Origin of the sequence: Methylobacterium sp. WSM2598 (assembly GCF_000379105.1) — a bacterium.
GTDB lineage: Bacteria > Pseudomonadota > Alphaproteobacteria > Rhizobiales > Beijerinckiaceae > Methylobacterium.
Map to the genome: position 1 here is coordinate 596,453 of NZ_KB900609.1, position 24,758 is coordinate 621,210.

21 protein-coding genes and 1 pseudogene are annotated in these 24,758 nt (G+C 72.8%); 13 read left to right on the top strand and 9 right to left on the bottom strand.

The window, feature by feature from the left end; translation table 11 throughout:
- The first annotated feature begins 47 nt into the window (after nt 1–47).
- Nucleotides 48–731, top strand: coding sequence for a response regulator transcription factor (locus MET2598_RS0102915; protein ID WP_012334167.1), 684 nt, complete (start codon nt 48–50; stop codon nt 729–731).
- Nucleotides 728–2,197: a sensor histidine kinase gene (locus tag MET2598_RS0102920; protein WP_018259820.1), complete on the top strand. Its 1,470-nt coding sequence runs from the start codon at nt 728–730 to the stop codon at nt 2,195–2,197. The genes MET2598_RS0102915 and MET2598_RS0102920 overlap by 4 nt, the downstream gene beginning before the upstream one ends.
- A gap of 63 nt (nt 2,198–2,260) precedes the next feature.
- Here MET2598_RS0102920 and MET2598_RS40650 read toward each other — a convergent pair whose 3' ends face one another.
- Together MET2598_RS40650 and MET2598_RS0102930 are read right to left on the bottom strand one after the other, a co-directional pair.
- A complete protein-coding gene (locus tag MET2598_RS40650; protein ID WP_018259821.1) occupies nt 2,261–2,413 on the bottom strand; it encodes a BrnA antitoxin family protein in 153 nt (50 codons plus the stop codon).
- 128 nt (nt 2,414–2,541) lie between these two features.
- Entirely contained in the window at nt 2,542–3,768 is a 1,227-nt protein-coding gene (locus tag MET2598_RS0102930; RefSeq protein WP_018259822.1) for an MFS transporter, read from the bottom strand.
- Between the two features lie 207 nt (nt 3,769–3,975).
- On the opposite strand from MET2598_RS0102930, the gene ccmI reads away from it, so the two are divergent.
- From ccmI to MET2598_RS0102950, 4 genes are all read left to right on the top strand, one after another.
- Nucleotides 3,976–5,253: a c-type cytochrome biogenesis protein CcmI gene (gene ccmI, locus MET2598_RS0102935; protein WP_018259823.1), complete on the top strand. Its 1,278-nt coding sequence runs from the start codon at nt 3,976–3,978 to the stop codon at nt 5,251–5,253.
- A 116-nt stretch (nt 5,254–5,369) separates the two neighbouring features.
- The gene (gene ccmE, locus MET2598_RS0102940) at nt 5,370–5,861 is read left to right on the top strand and encodes a cytochrome c maturation protein CcmE (RefSeq protein ID WP_018259824.1); all 492 of its coding nucleotides are present in this window, start codon (nt 5,370–5,372) and stop codon (nt 5,859–5,861) included.
- A 126-nt stretch (nt 5,862–5,987) separates the two neighbouring features.
- The gene (locus MET2598_RS0102945) at nt 5,988–7,970 is read left to right on the top strand and encodes a heme lyase CcmF/NrfE family subunit (protein ID WP_012334162.1); all 1,983 of its coding nucleotides are present in this window, start codon (nt 5,988–5,990) and stop codon (nt 7,968–7,970) included.
- A gap of 4 nt (nt 7,971–7,974) precedes the next feature.
- Entirely contained in the window at nt 7,975–8,433 is a 459-nt protein-coding gene (locus tag MET2598_RS0102950) for a cytochrome c-type biogenesis protein (protein WP_018259825.1), read from the top strand.
- Here the strand turns inward: MET2598_RS0102950 and MET2598_RS0102955 are convergent.
- The 3 genes and pseudogenes from MET2598_RS0102955 to MET2598_RS35865 all read right to left on the bottom strand — a co-directional run bounded on the left by MET2598_RS0102955 (nt 8,417) and on the right by MET2598_RS35865 (nt 10,953).
- A complete protein-coding gene (locus tag MET2598_RS0102955; protein ID WP_012334160.1) occupies nt 8,417–9,571 on the bottom strand; it encodes a GGDEF domain-containing protein in 1,155 nt (384 codons plus the stop codon). The two genes, MET2598_RS0102950 and MET2598_RS0102955, sit on opposite strands and share 17 nt — an antisense overlap.
- A 230-nt stretch (nt 9,572–9,801) precedes the next feature.
- Nucleotides 9,802–10,152, bottom strand: a pseudogene (locus tag MET2598_RS42580) (GGDEF domain-containing protein); the annotation flags it as partial.
- A gap of 12 nt (nt 10,153–10,164) precedes the next feature.
- Entirely contained in the window at nt 10,165–10,953 is a 789-nt protein-coding gene (locus MET2598_RS35865; protein WP_018259827.1) for a diguanylate cyclase, read from the bottom strand.
- A 390-nt stretch (nt 10,954–11,343) separates the two neighbouring features.
- Here MET2598_RS35865 and MET2598_RS0102965 point away from each other — a divergent pair, with 390 nt between their 5' ends.
- The 3 genes from MET2598_RS0102965 (at nt 11,344) to MET2598_RS0102975 (ending at nt 13,843) form a co-directional block, all read left to right on the top strand.
- The gene (locus MET2598_RS0102965; RefSeq protein ID WP_018259828.1) at nt 11,344–11,889 is read left to right on the top strand and encodes a PilZ domain-containing protein; all 546 of its coding nucleotides are present in this window, start codon (nt 11,344–11,346) and stop codon (nt 11,887–11,889) included.
- A gap of 100 nt (nt 11,890–11,989) precedes the next feature.
- The gene (locus MET2598_RS0102970) at nt 11,990–13,312 is read left to right on the top strand and encodes a hemolysin family protein (protein ID WP_012334157.1); all 1,323 of its coding nucleotides are present in this window, start codon (nt 11,990–11,992) and stop codon (nt 13,310–13,312) included.
- Nucleotides 13,313–13,423: 111 nt separating this feature from the next.
- Entirely contained in the window at nt 13,424–13,843 is a 420-nt protein-coding gene (locus MET2598_RS0102975) for an EF-hand domain-containing protein (protein ID WP_026190475.1), read from the top strand.
- Between the two features lie 56 nt (nt 13,844–13,899).
- Here the strand turns inward: MET2598_RS0102975 and MET2598_RS0102980 are convergent, their stop codons facing one another.
- On the bottom strand, nt 13,900–14,133 hold the full coding sequence (locus MET2598_RS0102980) for a hypothetical protein (protein WP_012334155.1): 234 nt from the start codon (nt 14,131–14,133) through the stop codon (nt 13,900–13,902).
- Between the two features lie 229 nt (nt 14,134–14,362).
- Between MET2598_RS0102980 and MET2598_RS0102985 the strand changes: the two genes are divergently transcribed.
- Together MET2598_RS0102985 and MET2598_RS0102990 are read left to right on the top strand one after the other, a co-directional pair.
- Nucleotides 14,363–15,436, top strand: a complete 1,074-nt coding sequence (locus MET2598_RS0102985; protein WP_026190476.1) for an adenylate/guanylate cyclase domain-containing protein — start codon at nt 14,363–14,365, stop codon at nt 15,434–15,436.
- Between the two features lie 668 nt (nt 15,437–16,104).
- Nucleotides 16,105–16,542, top strand: a complete 438-nt coding sequence (locus MET2598_RS0102990) for a MucR family transcriptional regulator (protein WP_012334153.1) — start codon at nt 16,105–16,107, stop codon at nt 16,540–16,542.
- 31 nt (nt 16,543–16,573) lie between these two features.
- Here MET2598_RS0102990 and MET2598_RS0102995 read toward each other — a convergent pair whose 3' ends face one another.
- The gene (locus MET2598_RS0102995; RefSeq protein WP_012334152.1) at nt 16,574–17,356 is read right to left on the bottom strand and encodes a DUF1194 domain-containing protein; all 783 of its coding nucleotides are present in this window, start codon (nt 17,354–17,356) and stop codon (nt 16,574–16,576) included.
- 200 nt (nt 17,357–17,556) lie between these two features.
- On the opposite strand from MET2598_RS0102995, the gene MET2598_RS0103000 reads away from it, so the two are divergent.
- Nucleotides 17,557–18,306 carry a restriction endonuclease gene (locus tag MET2598_RS0103000; protein ID WP_012334151.1) on the top strand — a complete coding sequence of 250 codons (750 nt, stop codon included), beginning with the start codon at nt 17,557–17,559 and terminating at the stop codon, nt 18,304–18,306.
- A gap of 629 nt (nt 18,307–18,935) precedes the next feature.
- Complete coding sequence (locus MET2598_RS0103005) at nt 18,936–19,847, top strand: TadE/TadG family type IV pilus assembly protein (protein ID WP_018259830.1); 912 nt, start codon at nt 18,936–18,938, stop codon at nt 19,845–19,847.
- A 41-nt stretch (nt 19,848–19,888) separates the two neighbouring features.
- Here the strand turns inward: MET2598_RS0103005 and MET2598_RS0103010 are convergent, their stop codons facing one another.
- Together MET2598_RS0103010 and MET2598_RS0103015 are read right to left on the bottom strand one after the other, a co-directional pair.
- Entirely contained in the window at nt 19,889–21,379 is a 1,491-nt protein-coding gene (locus MET2598_RS0103010; protein ID WP_012334149.1) for an efflux transporter outer membrane subunit, read from the bottom strand.
- Nucleotides 21,376–24,657, bottom strand: a complete 3,282-nt coding sequence (locus tag MET2598_RS0103015; protein ID WP_012334148.1) for an efflux RND transporter permease subunit — start codon at nt 24,655–24,657, stop codon at nt 21,376–21,378. Before MET2598_RS0103015 ends, MET2598_RS0103010 begins: the two co-directional genes overlap by 4 nt.
- Nucleotides 24,658–24,758: the final 101 nt, after the last annotated feature.

The following is a 24,758-nucleotide window of genomic DNA, read 5'->3' on the forward strand; positions in this document are numbered from 1 at the left end:
GACGCCGCGTCCGGAGCCGAGTGTGGTGAAGCGCAGCGAGGCCTGCCGTGCGTCTGCTCATCGTCGAGGATGACCGGGATCTCAACCGGCAGGTGGTGACCGCCCTGGAACAGGCGGGCTACGCGGTGGACAAGGCCTTCGACGGCGAGGAGGGCGCCTATCTGGGCGAGACCGAGCCCTACGACTGCATCATCCTCGACATGGGCCTGCCCAAGCAGGACGGCGTGACGGTGCTGTCGGGCTGGCGCCGGGCCCAGGTGAAGACCCCCGTCATCATCCTGACCGCCCGCGACCGCTGGAGCGACAAGGTCAACGGCTTCGACGCCGGGGCCGACGACTACGTCACCAAGCCCTTCCACATGGAGGAGCTGCTCGCGCGGGTGCGGGCGATCCTGCGCCGGGCGGCCGGCCACGCGTCGAGCCAGATCAGCGCCGGGCCGGTCACCCTCGACACCCGCTCGGGCCGGGTCTTCGTGAACGGCAGCCCGGTCAAGCTCACCTCGCACGAGTACCGGCTGCTCTCCTACCTCATGCACCATACCGGCCGGGTGGTGTCGCGGGCGGAGCTCACCGAGCACCTCTACGACCAGGATTTCGACCGCGACTCGAACACCATCGAGGTCTTCGTCGGGCGGCTGCGCAAGAAGCTCGCCGTCGACCTGATCCAGACCGTGCGCGGCCTCGGCTACCTGATCGATCCGGGCGGCGGGTCCGGCGCGAGCGGCGCATGAACGCGCCCGCCCGCGGCGTCGCCGGCAGCGTCGGCCCGGAGACCGAGGCCGCCCCGGCCCGCGCGCCGGCCTGGCGCCCGTGGCGGCGGCGCTCGATCGCGGTGCGCCTCGCGGTCTCGGCGCTGCTGTCGAGCGCCCTGATCCTGCTGATCGCGGGCCTCATCCTGTCGACCCTCTACCGCGAGACGACGGAGCGCGCCTTCGACAGCCGCCTCATCGTCTACGCGAACGACCTCGCCACCAACCTCGTCTCGCCCGGCGACAGCGAGGGAAGGGCGCTCGGCACGCTCGGGGATCCGCGCTTCGACCTGCCGCTCTCCGGCTGGTACTGGCAGGTCGGCCGCCCGAACGCGAAGCCGCGCGACATCCGCACCTCGCGCTCCCTGGTCGGGGTGCCGCTGCCGCCCCCGGACAACGCGGTGGGCGAGGCCGGCGCCGGGCAATTGCGCAAGGGCTACGGCCGCGCCCAGGACGAGCGGCCGCTGCGGATCATCGAGCGCACGGTCGATCTCGGCGAGGAGGGCCGCTACGTCGTGCGGGTCGCCGGCCCCTCGGACGAGATCGAGTCCGACATGCGCCGCTTCAGCATGGCGCTGGTCACCACCTTCTCGATGCTCGGCCTGTCGCTCGGCCTCACGACCCTGCTGCAGATCCGATTCGGTCTCGCCCCGCTCACCAAGCTGCGCGCGGCGCTCGGCGCCATCCGCCGCGGCGAGGCCGACCGGATCTCGGGCGATTACCCGCACGACATCGCCCCGCTCGCCGGCGAGGTGAACCTGCTGATCGAGACGAACCGCGAGATCCTGGAGCGGGCGCGGACCCAGGTCGGCAACCTCGCCCACGCCCTCAAGACCCCGCTGAGCATCATCGTGAACGAGGCCGAGGCGGTGGACGCGTCGAGCGAGCTCGCCGGCAAGATCCGCGAGCAGGCCGCGATCATGCGCGACCAAGTCAACTACCACCTCGACCGCGCCCGCGCGGCCGCGCTCGCCGGCACGCTCGGCACCTTCACGGACGTGGAACCGGTCGTGGCGGCGCTGATCCGCACCTTCGGCAAGATCTACCGGGACAAGACCCTGGCCTTCGACGCCGCGATCACCCCGGGCCTGCGCTTCCGGGGCGAGCGGCAGGATCTGGAGGAGATGATCGGCAACCTTGTCGACAACGCCTCGAAATGGGCGGCGGGCCGGGTGGCGATCCGCGCGGAGGTGATCGGCCAGGGCGAGTACCCGCACCTGATCGTCACCGTCGAGGATGACGGGCCGGGCCTGCCGCCCGAGGCCCGCGTCGCGGTGCTCAAGCGCGGCCGGCGGCTCGACGAGACCAAGCCGGGCTCGGGGCTCGGCCTCTCGATCGTCGCCGACCTCGCCACGCTCTACCGCGGACGGCTGCGCCTCGAAGCGGCGAGCCTCGGGGGTCTGCGGGCGGTGGTCGAGATCCCGGGGGATGCGAGCCCCAAGGCCTGAGCGCGGGGCCGGAGCCGTCGCGCGCCGCCGCGTCGCAGTGGTCCCGGCGCCGGCCCCGGCGCCTCAACCGCGCGCCAGCGCCTCACGCGGGATGGCGTTGATCCGCACCTGCCGGCCGGGGCCGCTCACCCGGGAGCGGTCGATCACGTCGGGGTCGCGCCGCAGCGTGACCTGGCGCTCGGGCGCATCGAGCCGGGCGCGGCGTCCTCGCCGCACCGACGCTGAACGCGCCACCATGATCCGACCGGTGTCGCGGCGCGAGGGAGCGCGCCGGGGCGGCGATCTCGCCGCGCAACCGGCCGGCGCGCGACGCGGACAGGCGGCTTGCGCGAAGCCCGGCCGCGCTACTCCGCGGCCTGGAGGCCGCGCGCCTCCCCGCGCTCGGCCGCGAGCGAGACGGCCCAGATCGCCAGCCCGCCGAGCGCGAGCGCCGCGCCGACATGGCCGGTCGCCGGCAGGCCGAAGCCCCGCGCCAGCACCAAGCCCGCGAGCCAGGGGCCGAGCGCGTTGGCGACGTTGAAGGCCGAGTGGTTGAGCGCCGCCGCCAGCGTCTGCGCGTCCTGCGCCACGTCCATCAGGCGGGTCTGCAGGATGGTCGAGAGCCCGCCGCCGCAGCCGATCAGGAACACCACCGGGGCCAGTGTCCACAGGCTCGCGGTCGCGGCCGGGTAGAGGGCGAGCGCCGCCGCGCTCCAGACCAGCGTGGCCCCCGCGGCCGGCATCTGGAACCGGTCGGCGGCCCAGGCGCAGACGAGGTTGCCGATGGTGAGGCCGAGCCCGAACAGGCCGAGCAGCACCGGCACCGTCCCGGGCGCGGCCCGCGCGACGCCGAGCAGCGTCGAGGCGAGATAGGTGTAGACCGCGAACAGCCCGCCGAAGCCGATCGCCCCGGTGGCGAGGGTGAGCCAGACCTGGCCCCGCCGCAGCGCCCCGAGCTCCCGCAGGGCGCTCGCGCCGGGGGCGGCCGGGCCGAGCGGCGCGAGGAGCCGCACCAGGAGCGCGGTGAGGAGGGCGAGCCCGGCCACGAGGGCGAAGCTCCAGCGCCAACCGATCCAGAGGCCGACGAGGTTCGCGAGCGGCACGCCCACGATGGTGGCGACCGTGAGCCCGGCGAGCACGCGCGCCACCACCTGCGCGCGGCGGGCGGGCGCGACCAGGGAGGCGGCGACCAGGGCAGCAACGCCGAAATAGGCGCCGTGCGGGAGGCCGGCCAGGAAGCGGCAAGCCAGCATGCTGGGGTAGCCCGGCGCCAGGGCCGAGAGGCCGTTGCCGAGCGCGAAGAGCAGCATCAGGCCGATCAGGAGCGTGCGCCGCGCGATCCGGGCCGCCAGCACGGCGATGACCGGTGCCCCCACCACCACGCCGAGCGCGTAGGCGCTGATCACGTGGCCGGCGGTCGGCGCGTCGATGCCGAGATCCGGGGCGAAGTCCGGGACGAGGCTCATCGCGGCGAATTCGGTCGTGCCGATCGCGAAGCCTCCCGTGGCGAGCGCCAGGAGCGCGAGACCGGGACGGCGCGCGCGCGGATCTGCCGCCGCGGGGCGGGCGGGATCGGGGAAGGTGGGGGGCATGCGGCTTGGCCGGCTCCGAGGAACGAGGGTCCGGCAGGGGACCGGGGCTTCGCGGCTCCAACGTTGCAATGCAGCACGCGTTGCGCAATGCAGCGTTGAGGACCCGACAGGGCAGCCCTGCGCCGCGCGGGGCTCTCCTCATCGCGTGACGACGTGTCGCCGCGCCGTCCGATCGTGTCCGGCGGTTCCGGCGGCTAGACGATCGACATGACGGCGATCTGGTTCCTCTTCGCAGCAATGACCGGGGCGGCGGTGCTCGCGCTGCTCTGGCCGCTGTCGCGCCGCCCGAACCCGGCCCTGCCGGAGGCGGGAGCCGAATCCCTCCTCGCCACCGAGACCGGCTTCTACGAGGACCAGCTCCGCGACATCGAGCGCGACCGGGCCCGCGGGCTCATCGGCCCCGGCGAGGCCGAGGCGGCCCGCGCGGAGGCGGCGCGGCGGCTGCTGCGGGCGAGCCGCACGCTCGGCACCGCGGACGCGCCGCGGGTGGGCGAGCCGGCCCTGCGGCACCGCCGCGCGGCCTCGGCCTTCGCCCTCTCGACCGTGCCCCTGGTGGCCCTGATCGTCTACGGCCTCTACGGCGCGCCGAGCCTGCCCTCGCAGCCCCAGGCTGAGCGTCTCGCCGCGGCGCGCGACTCCGCCCGCGACCCGGCCGGCCGCGACTCGGCCACCCGCGACTCGGCCACCCGCGACTCGGCCACCCGCGATCTGGCGTCCGGCATCGCGCAGATCGAGACTCACCTCGCGAAGCACCCGGAGGACGGCCGCGGCTGGGAGGTCCTGGCCCCGGTCTATCTCCGCCTCGGCCGCACCGAGGACGCCGTGAGGGCCTACGAATCGGCCCTACGCCTGCTCGGCGACAGCGGGACCCGCCTCGCCGATTACGGGGAGGCGCTGGTCGCCTCGGCGGACGGCATGGTGTCGGGCCAGGCGCGCGGCGCCTTCGAGCGCTCGCTCGCGGCGGATCCGAGCGGGGTCAAGCCGCGCTTCTACCTCGCGCGGGCGGCCGAGCAGGACGGGGACCGCGCGCTCGCCCTCTCGCGCTACGCGGCGCTGGCCGAGGCCTCCCCGGCCGACGCGCCCTGGATGCCTCTGTTGCGCGAGAGCATCCAGCGCCTCGGCGGCACGCCGCCCGCGGGCGGGCCCAGGCCCGAGGGCGGGGCGAGGCCCGAGGGCGAGGCGAAGCCCGAGGGCGGGGCGAAGCCTGCCCTGCCCGGGAGCGGCGGGACGCCGCCGGGCGAGGCCGGACCCGGCCTGTCCGAGGAGCAGCGCGGCGCGATCCGCGGCATGGTGGCGGGGCTCGACCGCCGCCTCGCCGCGCAGGGCGGCAGCCCCGAGGAATGGGCGCGTCTCGTGCGCTCCTACGGGGTGATGGGCGAGCGCGACAGGGCGGCCGAGGCCCTCGCCCGCGCCCGCGCGGCGCTCGGCGGAGAGGCCGGCCCGGTCGAGGCGGTGGCGCGCGAACTCGGCCTCGCGGCGCCCTGACGCCGCGGATTTCCGTCACCTTTCGAATGCTCTAGAGTGGCGCGCATGAGAACGAGCCGGGAGAAGCTCCGGATGATGCCGATCCGTCGTACCGGAGAGCCGCCGGAGGCCCGCCCGTGACCCGCAAGCAGCGTCGGCTCGTCTTCATCGGCACTTGCGGGGCGGTGCTCGCGGTGGCGCTGGGGCTGGTGCTCTGGGCGATGAGCGGCACCATCGTGTTCTTCCGCTCCCCGAGCGAGATCGCCCGCGAGGCCGTGGCGCCGGGCGTGCGCTTCCGCCTCGGCGGCCTCGTCGAGGCGGGCTCGGTCGTGCGCGGGCCCGACGGCCAGGTCACCTTCGCGGTCACCGACAACGCCGCCCGCCTGCCGGTGCGCTACCGGGGCCTGCTGCCGGACCTGTTCCGCGAGGGTCAGGGCGTGGTGGCGGAGGGGGCGATGGAGCCGGGCGGCGTGTTCCGCGCCGACACGGTGCTGGCCAAGCACGACGAGACCTACATGCCGCGCGAGGTCGCGGACGCGCTCAAGAAGTCGGGCCGCTGGCAGGAGGGCGCCGGCCATCCGGCGCCGGCTCCGCCGCGCACGGCGAGCGGCGAGGCGCGCGCGCCCTGAGCGCCGCCCGGGCGGATGGCGGCGGGTTGTCCGTGCGGCGAAACATCGTGGCGGCGGGCGCGCGCAAGCGGACTACAAGGCGGCGGGGGCCGGGATGCGGCCCGGGATACGAATGAGGCGAGGCCCTTGCTGATCGAGGCTGGTCACTACGCGCTGGCGCTCGCGCTCGCCCTCTCGCTCGCCCAGGCGGTGATGCCGGCCTGGGCCGCCCGCGCCCGCGACCCAATCCTGCGCAGCGTCGCCGTTCCGGCCGCGCTCGCGACCTTCGCCTGCATCGCCTTCGCGTTCGCCGCCCTCACGCTGGCGCATGTGCGCTCGGACTTCTCGGTCCTCAACGTGTTCGAGAATTCCCACTCGCTCAAGCCGCTCGTCTACAAGATCTCCGGCGTCTGGGGGAACCACGAGGGCTCGATGCTCCTCTGGGTGCTGATCCTGGCGCTGTTCGGGGCGATCGTGGCGCTCGCGCGCGATTCGGTTCCGGCGGCCCTGCGGGCCAACACGCTGGGCGTGCAGGCCACGGTCACCTTCGTGTTCCTGCTCTTCATCCTGACGACGTCGAACCCCTTCGCGCGGCTCGACCCCGCCCCGGCCGAGGGACGCGACCTCAACCCGATCCTCCAGGATCCGGGCCTCGCGATCCACCCGCCGCTCCTCTACCTCGGCTATGTCGGGTTCTCGATCACCTTCGCCTTCGCGATCGCGGCGCTCCTCGAGGGGCGCATCGACGCGGTCTGGGCCCGGGCGGTGCGGCCCTGGACGCTCCTGGCATGGTGCTTCCTCACGGTCGGCATCGCGATGGGCTCGTACTGGGCCTATTACGAGCTCGGCTGGGGCGGCTGGTGGTTCTGGGACCCGGTCGAGAACGCCTCGCTGATGCCCTGGCTCGCCGGGACCGCGCTGATCCACTCCACCGTCGTGATGGAGAAGCGCGACGCGCTCAAGGTCTGGACGGTGCTGCTCGCCATCCTGACCTTCTCGCTCTCGCTGCTCGGCACGTTCCTGGTGCGCTCGGGCGTGCTCACCTCGGTCCACACCTTCGCGACCGACCCGGCGCGCGGCACCTTCATCCTCGCCATCCTGGTCCTGTTCATCGGCGGCTCGCTGGCGCTGTTCGCGTGGCGGGCGCCGCTGCTGCGCCAGGGCGGGATCTTCGCGCCGATCTCCCGCGAGGGGGCGCTCGTCCTCAACAACCTCTTCCTGTCGGCGGCCTGCGCCACGGTGCTGGTCGGCACCCTCTACCCGCTGGTCCTCGAATCCCTGACCGGCGAGAAGATCTCCGTGGGGGCGCCGTTCTTCAACCTCACCTTCCTGCCGCTCGCGGTGCCCCTCCTCCTGCTCGTCCCCTTCGGGCAGACCCTGGCCTGGAAGCGGGGCGACCTCGGGGCGGCGGCGCAGCGCCTGCTGATCGGCGTCGGTGCCGGGATCGCGGCGACGCTCGGGATGATCGCCCTGCGGCGCGGCGGGCCCGCGGCGGCGCCGCTCGGCATCGGTCTCGGCGCCTACCTGGTGGTCGGCGCCGCCATGGAGATCGCGACCCGCGCCAAGGGGCGCTCCCTCGGCCTGTCGCTGCGCCGCGCCGCCGGCCTGCCGCGCTCGGCCTGGGGCACCGCGATGGCGCATGCGGGCGTCGGCCTCACGGTGATCGGCATCGCCGCCCAGGCCTGGAGCGTCGAGGCGCTCGCCACGGTGCCGCGGGGCGGTCAGCTCACGGCCGGCCCCTACACGGCGACCCTGAGCGGGATCGTGCCGCGCACCGGGCCGAACTACACCGAGACCGTGGCCCAGCTCGCGATCCGGGGACCGGACGGCGCGCTCGTCGGCACGCTGGACCCCGGCAAGCGCTTCTTCGGCGCCCGCAACATGGCGGTGAGCGAGGCGAGCCTGCTGACGATCGGGGTGAGCCAGGTCTACGCGAGCGTCGGCGAGAGCCAGGCGGACGGCGCGCTCGGCATCCGCCTCTACTACAAGCCGCTGGTGCTGCTGATCTGGCTCGGCGCCGTGGTGATGGCGCTCGGCGGCGGGCTCTCCCTCACCGACCGGCGCTTCCGGATCGGCGCCCCTGCCCAGCGCCGGGTGCCCGCCGAGTCCGCGCCGGTTCCGGCGGAGTAGGCCGATGCCGCGTCTCCTCCCCGTCGCCCTCCTGCTGCTCCTCGCCCTCGCCCCCGCCGCCCGGGCGGTGCAGCCGAACGAGGTGATGGCCGACCCGCAGCTCGAGGCGCGGGCGCGCGACATCTCGGCGGGCCTGCGCTGCCTCGTCTGCCAGAACCAGTCGATCGACGATTCCGACGCGCCGCTCGCCCGCGACCTGCGGCTGATCGTGCGCGAGCGCCTGCGCCAGGGCGACGACGATCAGGCCGTGGTCGACTACGTCGTGCGGCGCTACGGGGAATTCGTGCTGCTGCGGCCCGTCCTGGCGTGGCACACGGCCGTGCTCTGGCTCACGCCCCCGGCGGTGCTCGCCCTCGGCGGGCTCGGCCTGTGGCTGCGCGCCCGGCGCCGCCGGCCCGCGCGGCCGGCCTTCCTGTCGCCGGAGGAGGAGGCGGCCCTCGCCGAGCTCACGAGGCCGCGCTGAGCGCGCGGTCTCCCCGCCGGGCGCCCGCGGCCCAGACCACGCGGTCGCGGCCGAGGCGCTTGGCCTCGTAGAGCGCCGCGTCCGCCCGCGCGAGCAGCCGCTCCAGGCTGGTGCCGCCCCGGGCAGCGCCGACGCTCACCGTGATGCGCAGGCCCGGCTCGCAATCCGGCCGCAGCGCCGCGACCGCCCGCCGGATCGTCTCGGCGATCGGGCCGGCCGCGGCGTCGGCGGGGAGCAGGCAGGCGAATTCCTCGCCGCCGAGCCGCGCCAGCACCGCCTGGGGCGGCAGCAGCGCCTGGGCGGCGGCGCAGAAGCCGACCAGCACCGCGTCGCCGATCGCGTGCCCGTAGGTGTCGTTCACGCGCTTGAAGTGGTCGAGGTCGAACAGCAGCAGCGTCGCCCGCCCGCTCGCCAGGAGGGAGGCGGCCCGCACCTCCAGGCCGCGGCGGTTGCAAACGCCGGTGAGCGGGTCGGAGAGGGCGCTCAGCCGCTGCTCCCATTCGAGCCGCTCCTTGGCCAGCGCCATGAACAGGAAGGCGATCGCCACCGTGTAGAGCAGGGCCGCGAAGCAGAGCACCGCCACCCAGGGGCTGACCAGCGGGTTCCCGGCGGGGACCGGGAAGGTCAGGGTGGCCGGGATGCGCACGGCGTAGAGCAGCGCCTCGCTCCCCACCACCGCGGCGGCGGGCGCGCGCGAGACCAGCGGCTCGTCCCGCCCTCGCCAGATCTCCCACGCGGTCAGGCCGCAGAGCAGGGCGGCGGCGCCGGAGGCGCCGACGATCCGCGCGGTCATCGAGGCGTAGAAATCAGGTACCGCGCAGGCGGCCAGCCAGAGGAGCGGCGCGGCGAGGAGCGCGGCCGGGGAGGTCCCGCGCCCTTCGAAGCTGCGGGCGCCGCTCCAGATCAGCGCGTAGGCGCCCAGCATGATGGCGTTGGCGAGCCCGACCGACAGCGCGTCCGGGATCAGGCCGCGCCCGGAGATCAGCGCCGAGCCCGCGGCCCCGAGGAGATGCGCGAAGCCCCAGATCGCCAGGGCCCGGGTCTGCCGCGCCTGCCGCCACGACAGCAGGAACAGCAGGCCGACGATCAGCGTGACGAACATCGTCACGAGCATCAGCGTCGCGGCATCGAGCACCATCGGCAGGCGAGTATCCTTGCGTGCAGGATATCAACAATACAATCCCGCCGCCGAGACAACGGCTCCGGCCGCATTTCCGAGCGATCCGGGGCGCGGGCCAGTGGTTTTCGCGGCAACGATGCCGCGGTGCATCGGCCCCGGCCGCAGGCGCGCCGGCCAGGCTCCCTCGCCCGCGCGGCGCTTCAGCGAAGCCGAACTCCGCATGGCGACGCAACCCGTCGGATGTCGGATCACGACGCGAGGTCGAGATCGGGAGGCGGCCCGACGCGGTCGGGATCCCAGGCAACGCGGTTGCGACCGCCGCGCTTTGCGCGGTAGAGCGCCCGATCGGCCCTGGCGATCAGGCATTGAAGCTCCGAACCGCCCCGCGCGGCGCCGATGCTCGCCGTCACGTGCAGGTCCGGCGCGCGCTCCAGGCGCAGCGCCGCCACGGCCCGCCGGATCGCTTCGGCGATCTCCCCCGCCCCCTCCCCGTCCGGCAGCAGGCAGGCGAATTCCTCGCCGCCCAGGCGCCCGATCACCGCCCGCGGCGGGAGACACCCCGGCATCGCGGCAGCGCAGGCGACGAGCACCTCGTCCCCGACCCCGTGCCCCTAGGTGTCGTTCACGCGCTTGAAGTGATCGAGATCGAGGAGGAGGAGCGTCGCCGGCCCGCCCGCCAGCACGCAGGCGGCGGCCTGCTCCAGGCCGCGCCGGTTGAGCGCCCCGGTGAGCGGATCGGTGAGCGCGCTGAGCCGCTGCTGCCATTCGAGCCGCTCCTTGGCCAGGGCCAGGAACAGGAAGGCGAGCGCCACCGTGTAGAGCAGGCCCAGCAGGACCAGGGCGCCCATCCCCGGGAGCGTGAGGGGATAGGGCTCGCTCGGCGGCCGCAGGGCGGTGAGCGGGATCCGGACCACGAAGAGGAGCGCCTCGCTCGCCGTCAGGGCGGCCGCCGGGAGGCGGGAGACGAGCGGCTCCCCGCGCCCGCGCCAGATCTCGCGCGCGGTGAGGCCGCACGGCACCGCCGCGAGGGCCGCGACGAGCATCACCCGCCCCGAGGAACTCGCCAGGAAAGCCGGGACCGCGCAGGCCGCGCACCAGAGAGCGGGGGCGGCCGCCAGGGCGGCGAGGGGCGTTCGGCGCCCCTCGAAGCTGCGCGCGCCGCTCCACATCAGGCCGAAGGCGCCCAGCATCAGCGCGTTCGCGAGGCCGATGGAGACCAGGTCGGGCAGCGTGCCCTGCCCCGCGAGGAGGATCGATGCAACCGCCGCGAGCAGATGCCCGACGCCCCAGATCGCGAGCGCCCGGGTCCGGGGCGCTTGGCGCCAGGACAGGAGGAACAGCAGGCCGACGATGAAACAGAGGCACGTCGCGACGGCCAGCAATGTCGCCACGTCGAGCATCGTCCGGTTCTCTCCACGTTCCCCAGCGTCCTGCAAGAAACATGGCAAAGATGAACATCCTTTATGCGGGCCGGATCGCCGGGGCCGCCGCCGCGACCGCCGCAGGGGCGCGCGGGCGGATCCCGGGAGAGAGTTCGCCCTTGGGGCATGGACGGAGAGCGGTCGGCGGCGCGCCCGCCTCGCGAGTCGGCGATCGCAACAACCAATTCGCAACGTCGGGCGGGCAGAGTGACCGCGCGGAGTCGGGGCGGGCCGCGACCGGCCGGTGCTGCCGGCGTGGCGGCCGGCGGGTCGATGTCCGGGGAGGCGCTTCGGACCGGGCGGGGTGTCATGGTGCAGACGTCAGAACGGGTCAGCTCACCGGATTCCCGCCGGGCCGGACCGGCGCCCGTGCTCCTGCGGATCGCGGGCCGCTACCTTCTGCCGAACGGCGACGAGCATGCCTGCGAGACGCGGAGCCTCTCGCCGGCGGAGGCCGACCTGCTCGCCGCCGTGCCGGGGCTCCTCGGCGATCCGGTCACCATCTACCTCGACACGATCGGGGCGATCACGGGCGTGATCCGGTCCCTGACGCCCACCGGCTTCGTCGTCGCGATCGAGGTGTCGCCCGAGCGCCGCGCCCGGATCGCGGCCCGGCTCGACTGGCTGGCGGCGCGGGCGAACGGCCGCATCGACCAGCGCAGCGACGCGCGCATCGTGCCGGTGACCAAGGCCGTTGAGGTGAAGCTGCCGGACGGCGCGCTCCTGCCCGGCACCCTGATCGACCTCTCGATGTCGGGCGCCGCCGTGGCGATGGCGGCCCGCCCGGCCGTGGGCGCCACCGTCACGGTCGGCAAGCGCTTCGCCACGGTGGTGCGCCACCTCGACGGCGGCATCGCGGTCGCGTTCAAGCTGCCGTTCCGGCCCGAGACCTTCAACGACCAGGTCGTGCTGTGAGCCCGCCGTCCCGCGGGCCGTAGCCCGGTGGGTGCAGTCACGGTATGACGGGGCCTGCGACCACCTGCCGAGGTGTCGTTGCGCCACGCCACGGGAGGCGGTGATTTTTTCCGACAGCGCTTGGGGAACCGGCCTCGGCCTGTTCGCCGTCGTGTTCCTCGTCTTCGCGAACGGGTTCTTCGTCGCGGCCGAATTCGCCCTGGTGGCGGTGCGGCGCAGCCGGGTTCAGGAACTCGTGGCGGAGCGGAGGGCCAATGCCGCCGCCCTGCAGCGCGCGACCGATCACCTCGACGCGCATCTCGCGGCGACGCAACTCGGCATCACCATCTCGTCGCTCGCCCTCGGCTGGGTCGGCGAGCCGGCCCTGGCCCACCTGATCGAGCCGCTGCTGGCGTGGCTGCCCTCCCCCCTCGGCATCGCGAGCGCCCACGCGATCGCGGTCGCGATCGCCTTCGTGGTGATCACGGCCCTCCACATCGTGCTCGGCGAACTGGCGCCCAAGAGCCTCGCCCTCCAGCGCAGCGAGCGCACCGCCCTGGTGGTGGTGCGCCCCCTGCGCCTGTTCCTGATCCTGTTCCGGCCGGCCATCGCCTTCCTGAACGGGCTCGGCAACGGCGTGCTGCGCCTGTGCGGCCTGCAGCCGGGCACGGGCGAGGATTCGCTGCACTCGCCCGCCGAACTGACCCTGCTGGTGGCGGCGAGCCAGGAGGCCGGGCTGATCCAGGAGGCGCAGCAGGAGGCGGTGGCGAGGATCTTCGGGATCGGCGAGCGCCGCATCAGGGACATCATGACCCCGCGGCACGAGGTCGATTGGGTCGATGTCGAGGAGCCGCGGGAGGCGATCCTCGACTCGGTCCGCGCGTGCCGCCACGAGGCCCTGGTGGCGAGCCGCGGCGAGATCCACGAGATCGTCGGCGTGCTGCGCAAGCAGGACATCCTCAACCAGATCCTGGACGGCGCCGAGCCGGACATTGCCGGGCTGGTCCGCGAGCCGATCGTCGTCCACGAGGCGATGCCGATCCTGCGGGTGCTGGAGACCTTCAAGGCCAAGCCGGTCCGGATGGCGATCGTCGTCGACGAGTACGGCAATCTCGAAGGGATCGTGACGCAGACCGACCTGCTGGAGGCGATCGCGGGCGACATTCCGGACGCCGAGGACGAGGAGCCGATGGTGGTCGAGCGCCAGGACGGCTCGCTCCTGATCGACGGGATGATGCCGGCCGTGGAGGCCTTCGAGCGCCTCGGTTTCAGCCAAGCTCCCGACACCGACGAGTACTCGACCCTCGCCGGCTACGTGATCTCCGAACTCGGCCGCATCCCGACCGCCGGCGACACGTTCGAGCGCGAGGGCTGGCGCTTCGAGGTGGTCGACATGGATGGCCGCCGGGTCGACAAGGTGCTGGCGGAGCGGCCCTCGCCGTGACGGAAGACCGGTTGCACCGCAGCGCGGCGGACCTATTTGTGACGTCGGGCGGAGCCCGATCCGACGCCGGGGAAGCGCGGTCACCCGCCCGATGGGACGAGAGAGGCGACGATGAGGATGTCTTCGTACCGGACCGTGCTGCTCGCGGGTCTGCTGGCCGTATCGCCGCTGCTGGCCTGCGGGGCGGCCGAGGCCAAGCCGAAGGCGGGAAACCGCACGATCACGGCGGTCGACACGGATTCGGACGGCACGATCGACCTGACCGAAGCCAAGGCGGCCGCCACCAAGGTCTTCGAGGCGGCCGAGAAGGACAATGACGGCACGGTCGACGCCAAGGAGCTGAAGGGCCGGCTGAGCCGCAAGGAGCTGAAGGCGGCGGACCCGGACAATGACGGCACCCTCACGAAGGACGAGTACCTCGCCCTGGTCGAGGCGCGCTTCAAGGCGGCGGACCCGGACACTGACGGCACGCTCGACGCCAAGGAACTCGCCACCCCGGCCGGCAAGGCGCTCGCGCGGCTCCTGAAGTAAGCCGGCGCCCCGCTCGGGAGAGTGGGCGCGGGCGTGAGCCCGGCGCCCCGTCCGCCTCAGTCGCAGCGCTCGCTGCGCACCGTCTTCGAGTCTCCGAACTCGTTCTCCTTGCGGACGGTCTTGGTCTCGCAGCCGCCGACCGACCCGGTGCTCTCGACCGAGCGCTTCTCGATCACGGTCGAGCGCTCGACCGGGGGCGGGTCGCGGCGGATGATCGTGACGTCCTCGGCGAGGGCCGGGCCCGCCGCGAGGGCGGTGGCGAGCGCGAGGCAGAGGCTGCGGATGCGCATGGGATGCTCCTGGGTCAAGGTTGTTCGACCGCTCAAACGTCGCCTTAGGCTCAACGGTTCCAGAGCGGGCGGGGCCCGGAGGGGGTGACCTTCCGAAAACAGCCCCAATCCGCTGGCAGGGGATGGGCGCACGCCCCGTCTCAGGGAGACCCCACGGGTGACCCGCGCCGCTCCGCTCGACACCCCGGCCGCGACGGCTCGACGCCGTCCGTCCCAGGCCTCCCCCGGCCTGATCCCGCACCACGTCTGGTTCTGGGTCGCCATGCTGGCGCTCAGCACCGGCGCGGGGCTCGTGTACGACGCGCTCTTCAGCAACGGCATCCCGGTCGTCGCCGCGGTCTACGGCTTCTGCATCGGCGTGTGCGGCCTCCTCCTGGAGCGCGGCCTGCTGGTGCCGCGCCTCCAGGCCCGCTGCCGGCAGCTGCCCACCCTCCTCTACGTGCCCCTCGCCGAACTGGCCTATGTGGGGATGATCGCTCTCGGGCACGGGCTCGGCGGCCTGCTCGTGTGGGGCACGGGGCTCAGCCGCGACCGCTTCGTCGACGCCGTCATCCCCTCACCCCGCGCCCTCGTCTACGCCCTCGCGGTGTCGGCCCTGCTCGTCTTCGTGGTCCGCATGCGCGACCTGATCGGCGCCGAGGTCTTCGTCAACCTGATGATCGGGCGCTACCACCGGCCGGTCGAGGAGGAGCGCATCTTCCTGTTCGTCGACGTGGTCGGGTCCACCGCCTACGCGGAGACCCGCGGCGACCTGAAGGCGCAGGCGTACCTGTCGGCCGTCTTCGCGGCCGTCGCCGAACCCGTCCGCCGCTACCAGGGCTCGACGGACGACTTCATCGGCGACATGGCGATGATCACCTGGCCGATGGCCCGCGGCCTGCAGGATGCGCGCTGCGTGGCCTGCGTGTTCGCGATTCGGGAAGCGCTGACGCGGGACTCGGCCGCGTGGCGCGAGCGGTTCGGCGTCGTGCCGGAGGTGCGCGCCGCCCTGCACGGCGGCTCGGTGGTCACCGCCGAGGTCGGGGTCGACCGGCACAAGATCGCGTATTTCGGTGACGCCGTGAACGTGACCGCGCGGATCGAGACCCTTTGCCGCACCCTGGACGCGCCCGTCCTGATCTCGGCCGATCTCCTCGACCTGCTGCCCCACCTGCCGCCGGGCGTGCGCGCGACGCCGCTCGGGCGGCACACCCTGCGCGGGCGGGACCAGACCCTGGCCGTGGCCTCCCTCGCCCGCGACGCGCTCCCCGAGGCGGCCGCCGCGGGATCCGGCGCGGCGGGACGGATGCGGGCCGCCCGCTGATTCACGGCGGCCGCGCGGCAGCGGCGCGGAGCACGGCCCGGCCGCCGGCGCCCGGCGCGCCGAAGATGAGGCCAAGCTTCGGCGCGCCCGCGGGGCGCGGTGCGCCCGCGACCGGCCCCCGCCCCAAGTTCAACCCCTGTGCTCGGCGCCGCGCCGGACGACGCCGGGCCGGCGCGTCGTGGCCGGATCCGGGCGCGACGCCGCGGCGACTGGAAGTTCCGGGCCGACCGCAATAACTTATGTGAAAGACTACATTCTGGTTCGTCGGGACCGGTGTATAGGTTTTTTTCCACACATGCCGCGATCGCTCGCCCGCCGGCCGCGGCGATCCCGCACAATGGCACGGAGGGACCGCGGCGCGGAGCGCGGCCATCCTAAAATGGTCCGCCCTTCCGCCGATGACGCCCGACCTTGGCTAGATCGGCTCAGCTGAGGTGGCGACGACAGAATCGGGCGACTTACATACGTTGCGACATGGCCACGCTGATGCGCGCGCGCAGCCTAAGCTGGGAATACTATGGGAGTCGTTCTAGTACCCTCTTGCGTGAACGCGGCGGACGCAATAGTCGGTTGATCTGGAAGAGACAGACCATCCCTGACGCAAGCGCACGTTATGTGGGGAACGTCTGTGTCTGAGCGCGTTGCATCCGGTACAGGGGATCGGCAGGATGAGTGAGAGTGAGGCGTCGACGGACTACATCGAATTGGCCGCCGACATTGTGTCGGCGTTCGTGAGCAAGAACTCGGTGCCAATGGCGGATTTGCCGGCGCTGATCGCCTCGGTTCACGAGACGCTCGGGCGTCTCGGCAAGGATCCGGCAGAAGAAAAGCCCGAACCTCTGACCCCGGCCGTGCCGATCAAGAAGTCGATCACCCCGGACTATCTCATCTGTCTCGAGGATGGGAAGAAGTTCAAGTCACTGAAGCGCCATCTGCGCAGCCGATATGGTCTGACGCCGGAGGAGTACCGGGCGCGGTGGAACCTTGCTCCGGATTATCCGATGGTGGCGCCGAACTATGCGGCGGCGCGGTCCGAACTGGCGAAGACCATGGGTCTCGGCCAGCAGCGGCGGCGCACGGGGGGCGGCCGGCGCGACGGCGCCTGACCCGCTCCGCCGCCGCGGCCCAGCTAAGACGTTAATCCCAGTCAGGGCTCGGCCGATCGCCGACGAGGCAGTTCGTCGGCGAGGCGGCCTGGGTCCGCCGGAGGGGCGCGGCGGCGCCCCGCTCGGCGACCTCGCGCACGATCTTCACGCGGATCGCCTCGGCGAATTGCTCGCGCTCCCGCACCGGGATCATGAAGCTGCCCGGGCCGCCGATCACGCAGTCGCGGTAGTAGAGGTCGAGGTCCTTGATGTCCCAGGGGCCGGACGGCTCGCGGATCATCAGCGGCAGGCCGTTGATGGTGATGCCCCTGTCGACCGCGTCGTCGCGGGCGCGGGTCACGGGCCGCCCCTGGTTGTTGGGCCCGTCGCCCGACACGTCGATCACCCGCCGCAGCGGCGCGAAGCCGCCATGCGACAACAGCCCGACCGAGAAGTCGATGGCGCTGGCGATCGAGGTCCAGGTCGAGCGGCGCGGCGGGCTCTGGGCGAGGCGCTCGGCGAAGGAGGCGGCCTCCTCGGGCGAGCCGATCAGCGTCCAGGGCACCACGACGCGCTGGTTGCCGACGCCGGCCCATTCCACGTAGGTCACCGCGATGCGCCCGATCTGGCCGAGGCCGACCGCCCTCTGCACCACCGCCGAGCGGAAGGCCTCCACGTAGCCGCTGCGCTGGACCAGCTGCTCCTCCGCCGTCATCGAGAGCGAGACGTCGACGGCGAGGACGAGGGCGACGTCGACCTCGACCGGCGCCTCCGCGCTGCGCCCGACGGCGCAGCACAGGAGCAGGGCGAGACAGGCGAGGCTCGATCGCCGCATCGGGGGCTCCCTCGGCCGGGCGCGGAGTCGCGGGGCCGGAGCGGCGAGCATCGGAAATGGCCGGAAGCCGCGCAAGGGAGCCCACCGCCCTTGCGCTGATCGGTCCCGGGCGAAAGACGCCTGTGGATGGCCGCCCGGATCCGCGCCGGTTTAGGGCGCCCGCAGCCCCGCCCGGCCAGATTCCCGCCCGAGGAGCCCGCATGGCCGCGCCGCGCAGCATCGCCGATCTCGCCTTCTGGCCCGTGGTGGCCGGCACCCTCGCGAGCCTGTGGATCGGGCGGGCGGCGCTGGCGGCGGGCGGCCTCGCGCTCGCGGTCATCCTGGTCCGCCGCCTCGGCCGCGGGCGCCGCTTCCGGCGACGCGCGCGCGCCCTCGTCGCCCGGCACCGGGAGGTGCTCGCCCTCCGCCGCCGCCAGGAGAGCTACCTCGACGCCTACGACAACCTGATCCTCGACGGGTGGGAGCGCGAGCGCGCCTACTACATCGCCCGCACCCTGGTGCCGCGGCTGGAGGCGGAGGGCTACGCCGACCTGATCCCCGAGCGCCGCGCCGACCTCGTGGCGATCGTGGAGGCGGCCTCGCTGGCGCCGGCCGGGCCCGAGGAGGAGCTGCCCGACGACGGGATCGCCTACGAGCGCTACTGCGCCGCGCTGCTGGAGCGCGCCGGTTGGGCCGCGCGCGCGACGCGCGCCTCGGGCGACCAGGGCGCCGACGTGATCGCCGAGCAGCGCGGCGTGCGCCTCGTCCTGCAGTGCAAGCGCTACACGAAGCCGGTCGGCAACGCCGCCGTGCAGGAGGTGGTGGCGGCGCGCAGCTACTGGAGCGCCGACTGGGCGGCGGTGGTCTCGAATGCGGGCTTCACCCCGGCCGCCCGCAAGCTCGCCGCGGCGACCGACGTGCTCCTGCTCCACCACGACGACCTCGCGGTGCTGGAACTGGACGAGGGCTGATCCGGGATCCGGTCGATCGAAGCGGATCCCGGATCACGCGCCCGCGCGGCCCTTGCCCGGAGCCCACATCCGCCATCCGCAAGGGACCCATCGGATCACGAGCCCGCCGGCGCCTGAGCGAAGCCCAGGATCGTGAGGCCGCACGGTAATGGTCCTCACGCCCTCTCGGCACGAGGGAGGGGTGGGTGCCACCAAGGGGCCGAACGGATCGCCGGACAACGGCATCGCACGCCCGGCCCGACGGGAACGCACGGCCCCTCGTCGGCCGCTGCGCGCGGGCGGACGCGATCCGATCGCTGGGCACGCCTCCCCGATTGAGGCCCGCTGCGATCCCGTCGCGCCCGCGGCCGCCGCGCCGTCCCTCCGTGATCGCGTCGACCATCCGAACGGCCGATCGATGACGCAGAGTCTACGATATAGTCTCTTAGACTTCGGTTCGACCGCCGACGCACGCCCGCTTTATCCACGGTCATTCTGCTTGTACTCGCCGATGAGGACGGCATCAGACTCCCGATAAGGCGGAGACTCTGACAGCCCATCAAGGATCGATCAAGCTTTTAATCTCATTCTCGGGGCGCATCGAGGCCGTGTGCGACCACGAACTCTGCGTCTGACGTGAGGAATTCGGCATGATCGAGGTGTCCCCCGCGCGTGTCCGGCGCGCCGTGCCCGGCTGGCGCAGCGATGCGCGAGGCACGATCGGGATCATGTTCGCCGGGATGATGCCGGCCGTGCTGCTGGCGGTCGGGTGCGGCATCGATCTGCAGAGGGCCCTGGCCTACCGCGGCAAGGTCCAGGCCGCCCTCGACGGCGCGGTCATGGCGGTGGTCGGCAACACCAGCTTCGACGCGGATTTCGGCCGCCAAGCCTTCAAGACCAGCGCCAGCTTCGCCTACGCGCTCGACGGCGCCGCGCCCGGAAGCGACCCGCTGACGATCACGCGCCTGACCTTCACCCAGAATCCCGACGGGACTGTCACCGCCGAGGCGACCGCCACGATGAGGACCACCGTCGTCTCGATCATCGGAGTGCGGTCGCTCGACCTCTCGTTCAGGTCCACCGCGAAGGGAACCACGACCCTCAAGATCTCCACCATCACCTTCAAGGTTCTGTCCGCGCAGGGCGCATTCGACAAGGACATCTACTTCTTCACGCGCGACGGCAACGGCAATCTCCTCAGCGAGAGCCTAGTCCTGCAATATGATTACAACTATCCTGCCGGGGGAACCGCCACAAAATCCTACAATCCGCCGCCTCCACAGACCTTCACTCAGCCGGTCAGCAACTACAAGACGTACGGCTTCAAGATGGTCGTCTACAAGGACCCGAGCTATCGCGGCCTGCACGTCAACCCGTCCGTCTACTACTCAGACAGTTCGAATTCGTCCCAGTGGATCAGGATCCAGGGCAAATGCTACGACCCCGGCGGCTCGACGCAGTACTGGGAGGATGGCGGCGATTTCAACTACCAGGATTTCGTCTACTCCGTGACCTGCACGACCACGAACAAGGTCGACCGGGACGTGCGGCTGGTCGAGTGACGGCGACGGTCATCGGCCCTGATGGCCGGGATGAGGAAGCGCTACTCGTCGGGGCGCAGCGCCTGCCCGGTATCGATCGGCAGCGTGCGGAAGCCCTTCAGCTCGTCGCCGCTCGGGAGCGCCCGGATGTCCCAGCCGCCGCCGAGCGCCCGGATCAGCGAGACCGAGTTGGTGAAACGGTTGAGCAGGATCTGCAGCGCCGTGACCTCGTTGCTGAGCGCCAGGGCCTGCGCGGTCACCACCGTCGTGTAGTTCTGGGTGCCGGCCCGGTACTCGTTGAGGGCGATCTCGACCGCCCGGCGGGAACTCTCCACGGCGACGTTCTGGGCGGCGGCCTGGCGGGCCAGGATGCGCTGGCCGGACAGGCCGTTCTCGACCTCCTGGAAGGCGGTGAGCACGGTCTGCCGGTAGGTCGCGACGTTGGCGTCGTAGGCGGCCCGGGCCGCCTGCAGGGCGGCGCCGCGGGCGCCGCCGTCGAACAGCACCTGCGAGCCGTTCGCCGCCACCGACCAGAAGGTGTTGGCGGCCGAGAAGAAGTTGCGGGCCGGGTCCCCCGCGATGCCGCCATTGGCCGAGAGCGTGACGGTCGGGTAGAAGGCCGCCACGGCGACGCCGATCTGCTCGCTCTGCCTCTGCACCGCGCGCTCGGCCGCGGCGACGTCCGGGCGCCGCTCCAGGAGGTCGGAGGGCAGGCTCACCGGCACGCTCGGCGGCGCCGCGGCGAGGCGAGCCCGCGCCAGCGACACCTCGGAGGGCGGCCTGCCGATCAGCGTCGCGATGGCGTGCTCGAAGATCGCCCGCTGCAACCCCACCGCGATGGCCTGGGCCTGGGTGGTCTGGAGCTGCGTCTGGGCGGTGATCACGTCGGAGCGGGCCGCCACTCCGGCGGCGTACTGGTTCTCGGCGATGGCGAGCGAGCGCTGGTAGGCCTGCACCGTCTGGTCGAGGAGCCGCTGCAGCGATTCCTGGTAGCGCAGCTGGAAATAGGTGCTGGCGAGTTCCGCCTGGGTGGCGAGGCGCACCGCGGCGATGTCGGCGGCGCTCGCCTGGGCGGCGGCGACGTCGCTCTCGATCTGGCGCCGCACGCGCCCGAACAGGTCGAGCTCCCAGCTCGCCGAGCCCTGCAGCGTCAGGGTCGTGCGCTCGATCCCGGCGCTGCGCGACCGGCTGATGCCGGGTGCGCCGAGCACCGTGGGGAAGAGCTGCGCCCGCGCCTCCTGGACCAGCGCCCGGGCCTGCCGGTAGGCGGCGACCGCGTTGCGGAGCGACTGGTTGTCGACGTCGATGAGGCGGATCATCCGGTCGAGGGCCGGGTCGCGGTAGACGCGCCACCAATCGCCGCGATCCGCCTCGTCGCGGGGCCGGGCCGGGCGCCAGTGGCGGCCCGGCATGGCGGTGGCGGGCGCCCCGCCCTCCTTGTAGGCGAGCGGCGTCTCGACCGACGGGCGCGCGTAGTCGGGCCCGACGAGGCAGCCGCCGAGCAGCAGCGGCGGCAGGATCGCCGCCCCGATTCGTGCGGGCAGGGCGCTCATTCGGCGGGCGCGGGCAGCGGCGTCGGGCCGGAGGGGCGGCGCGTCACGCGCAGCCGCAGCCGGTCGAGGACGAGGTAGACGACGGGGGTCGTGTAGAGGGTCAGGACCTGGCTCACGATGAGGCCGCCCACGATGGCGATGCCGAGCGGACGGCGCAGTTCGGAGCCCTCGCCGCCGTCGAGGATCAACGGCAGCGCGCCGAGCAGCGCCGCGAGCGTTGTCATCAGGATCGGACGGAAGCGCAAGAGGCAGGCCTGGGTGATCGCCTCGCGCGGATCGACGCCGCGGGAGCGCTGCGCGTCGAGGGCGAAGTCGATCATCATGATGGCGTTCTTCTTGACGATGCCGATCAGCAGGAAGATCGCGATCAGGGCGATCACCCCGAACTCCTCCCCCGTCAGCATCAGGGCGAGAATCGCCCCGATCCCGGCCGAGGGCAGGGTCGACAGGATGGTGATCGGGTGGACGAAGCTCTCGTAGAGGATGCCGAGCACCGCGTAGACGGTGAGCAGGGCCGCCAGGATCAGCAGCGGCTGGCGCGACGAGGAGGCCTGGAAGCTCTTGGCCGCGCCCGCGAACTCGCCGTGGATGGTCGCCGGCATGCGCAGCGCGCGCATGTGCGCCTCGATCGCCGCCGTCGCGTCGCCGAGCGTCCTGCCCGGCGCGAGGTTGAACGAGAGCGTGGTCGCCACGAACAGGCCCTGGTGGCTGACCTGGACCGGGGCGGTGCCGCTCTCGAAGCGCGAGAAGGCCGAGAGCGGCACCATCGTCTCCTTGGCGCTGCTCACGGCGGCGGCCGAGGAGGCGCCGGCCTTGCCCGCGATGGCGTTGGTGGCGGCGTTGCGGGCCGAGTCGGTCGCGACCGCGGCGGCGGCGGCGCTCGCGTCGCCCGCGGCGATCTGGGCGCTCTGCACGGTGCCGGCCACGGCGTTGGTCGAGGCCGAGCCCCGCGCCCGCGCGCCCGAGGTCGAGACGTAGATCTGCTTCAGCGTCTCCGGGTTGCCGAGGTAGCGGGGCGCGATCTCCATCACCACCCGGTACTGGTTGAGCGCGTTGTAGATGGTCGAGACCTGGCGCTGGCCGAACGCGTCGTAGAGGGTGTTGTCGATCAGGTCGGGCGTCAGGCCGTAGCGGTAGGCGGTCGCCCGGTCGACGACGAGCCGGCTCTCCAGCCCGCCCTGCTGCTGGTCGGAGGTGACGTCCGTGAAGATCGGGTCCTTCTGCAGCAATTCGACCAGCTTCGGGGCCCAGGCGTAGAGCTCCTCGCCGGCATCGCCCTGCAGGGTGTACTGGAACTGCGAGAAGGATTGCCGGCCGCCGACCATGAAGTCCTGGCGCGGGAACAGGTAGAGCCGGGCGCCCGGGATGGCGGCGAGCTTGGGGCGCAGGCGCCCCATGACCTGGGCGATCGGGTCGCGGGTGCCGAGGGGCTTCAGCCCGACGAAGACGTTGGCCGAGTTGGTGCCGCGCCCGCCGGTGAAGCCGACGACGCTCTCCACCGCCGGATCGGCCTGCACGATGTCGGTCGCCTGCTTGAGCTTGGCGCTCATCGCCTGGAAGGAGATGCGCTGGTCGGCCTGGATGCCGCCGATCATCTGGCCCGCATCCTGCTGCGGGAAGAAGCCCTTCGGCACGATCACGAACAGCCAGACATTGAGCGCGATCGCCCCGACCATGACCAGCATGACGAGGGCGCCGTGGCGCAGGGCGAAGCCGAGGCTGCGCCCGTAGCCGCGCAAGACCCAGTCGAACCCGGCCTCCAGCCCCCGCGCCAGGAGGTTCGGGCGCCGCCCGTGCGGCTCCGGGCGCAGGAGCCGGGCGCACATCATCGGCGTCGTGGTGAGCGACAGGACGAGGGAGATCAGGATCGCCAGGGACAGGACCACGGCGAATTCCTGGAAGAAGCGGCCGATCAGCCCGCCCATCAGCAGGATCGGCATGAAGACCGCGACGAGCGACAGGCTCATCGACAGGACCGTGAAGCCGACCTCCCGGGCGCCGAGCAGGGCCGCCTCCAGCCGCGGCCTGCCCTCCTCGATGTGGCGCTGGATGTTCTCCAGCACCACGATGGCGTCGTCGACCACGAAGCCGGCCGCGATGATCAGCGCCATCAGCGAGATGTTGTCGAGGCTGTAGTTGCACAGGTACATCGCCGCGAAGGTGCCGACGAGGGAGACCGGCACGGCGACGGCCGGGATCAGGGTCGCGCGGGCGGAGCGCAGGAACACGAACACCACCAGGATCACGAGCCCGACCGAGATCATCAGGGTGCGCTCGGCCTCGCGCAGGGAGGCCCGGATGGTGAGGCTGCGGTCCCCGGTGACGACGAGGTCGATGTCGCCCGGCAGCGCCGCCTTGATCTGCGGCAGCGCCGCCTTGAGCCGGTCGACCGTCTCGACGACGTTGCCGCCCGGCTGCTTGTAGACGATGAGCAGCACGCCGGGCCGGCCGTTGACGAGGCCGAGGTTGCGCCGGTCCTCGACCCCGTCGACGACCTCGCCCACGTCGCGCAGGCGCACGGCCGCGCCGTTGCGGTAGGCGACGACGATGTCCTGGTAATCGGCCGCGACCCGGCCCTGGTCGTTGGCGTAGAGCTGGTAGCGGCGGGTGACGGTCTCGATCGCGCCCTTCGGCGAGTTGGCGTTGGCGCTCGCGATCGCGGCCCGGATGCCCTCGAGCCCGATCCCGTAGTGGAAGAGCGCGCCCGGCTCGAGTTCCACCCGCACCGCGGGCAGCGAGGAGCCGCTCGCGTCGACATTGCCGATTCCCTCGAGCTGGGACAGCTTCTGCTGCACCACCGTGGCGGCGCTGTCGTAGAGGCTGGACGGGTTCAGGGTCTTCGAGGTGAGGCCGACGATCAGGATCGGCGCGTCGGCGGGGTTGAACTTGCGGTAGGTCGGGTTCTGGCGGAGCGCCGTCGGCAGGTCGGCCCGGGCCGCGTTGATCGCCGCCTGGACGTCGCGGGCGGCCCCGTTGATGTCGCGGTCGAGGGAGAACTGGAGCACGATCCGGGTCTGCCCGGTCGAGCTCGTCGAGGTCATCTGGTCGACGTCGGCGATCTGGCCGAGGCGGCGCTCCAGGGGGGCCGCGACGGTCGCCGCCATGGTCTCCGGGCTGGCGCCGGCCATCTGCGCCTGGACCAGGATGGTCGGGAAATCGACCTGCGGCAGCGGCGCCACCGGCAGGCGCAGGAAGGCGAACAGCCCGGCGAGCAGCACGCCGATGCTGAGCAGCGTCGTCGCGACCGGGCGCAGGATGAAGGGGCGGGACAGGTTCACGGGGCGCCGCTCCCCGTCACGCGCCGACCCGCACCGCGCCGGAGGCGCCCCGCCGGCGGGCGGGACGCCCGGGAGCTTGAAGCCCGAGAGCTTGAAGCCCG

What these genes read in the sequence shown, in the direction of transcription:
- MET2598_RS0102920 (WP_018259820.1), top strand. Translation starts at nt 728, where the DNA reads ATGAACGCGCCCGCCCGCGGCGTCGCCGGCAGCGTCGGCCCGGAGACC.
- MET2598_RS0102930 (WP_018259822.1), bottom strand. Translation starts at nt 3,768, where the DNA reads ATGCCCCCCACCTTCCCCGATCCCGCCCGCCCCGCGGCGGCAGATCCG.
- ccmI (WP_018259823.1), top strand. Translation starts at nt 3,976, where the DNA reads ATGACGGCGATCTGGTTCCTCTTCGCAGCAATGACCGGGGCGGCGGTG.
- MET2598_RS0102950 (WP_018259825.1), top strand. Translation starts at nt 7,975, where the DNA reads ATGCCGCGTCTCCTCCCCGTCGCCCTCCTGCTGCTCCTCGCCCTCGCC.
- MET2598_RS0102955 (WP_012334160.1), bottom strand. Translation starts at nt 9,571, where the DNA reads ATGGTGCTCGATGCCGCGACGCTGATGCTCGTGACGATGTTCGTCACG.
- MET2598_RS35865 (WP_018259827.1), bottom strand. Translation starts at nt 10,953, where the DNA reads ATGCTCGACGTGGCGACATTGCTGGCCGTCGCGACGTGCCTCTGTTTC.
- MET2598_RS0102975 (WP_026190475.1), top strand. Translation starts at nt 13,424, where the DNA reads ATGAGGATGTCTTCGTACCGGACCGTGCTGCTCGCGGGTCTGCTGGCC.
- MET2598_RS0102980 (WP_012334155.1), bottom strand. Translation starts at nt 14,133, where the DNA reads ATGCGCATCCGCAGCCTCTGCCTCGCGCTCGCCACCGCCCTCGCGGCG.
- MET2598_RS0102990 (WP_012334153.1), top strand. Translation starts at nt 16,105, where the DNA reads ATGAGTGAGAGTGAGGCGTCGACGGACTACATCGAATTGGCCGCCGAC.
- MET2598_RS0102995 (WP_012334152.1), bottom strand. Translation starts at nt 17,356, where the DNA reads ATGCGGCGATCGAGCCTCGCCTGTCTCGCCCTGCTCCTGTGCTGCGCC.
- MET2598_RS0103000 (WP_012334151.1), top strand. Translation starts at nt 17,557, where the DNA reads ATGGCCGCGCCGCGCAGCATCGCCGATCTCGCCTTCTGGCCCGTGGTG.
- MET2598_RS0103005 (WP_018259830.1), top strand. Translation starts at nt 18,936, where the DNA reads ATGATCGAGGTGTCCCCCGCGCGTGTCCGGCGCGCCGTGCCCGGCTGG.
- MET2598_RS0103010 (WP_012334149.1), bottom strand. Translation starts at nt 21,379, where the DNA reads ATGAGCGCCCTGCCCGCACGAATCGGGGCGGCGATCCTGCCGCCGCTG.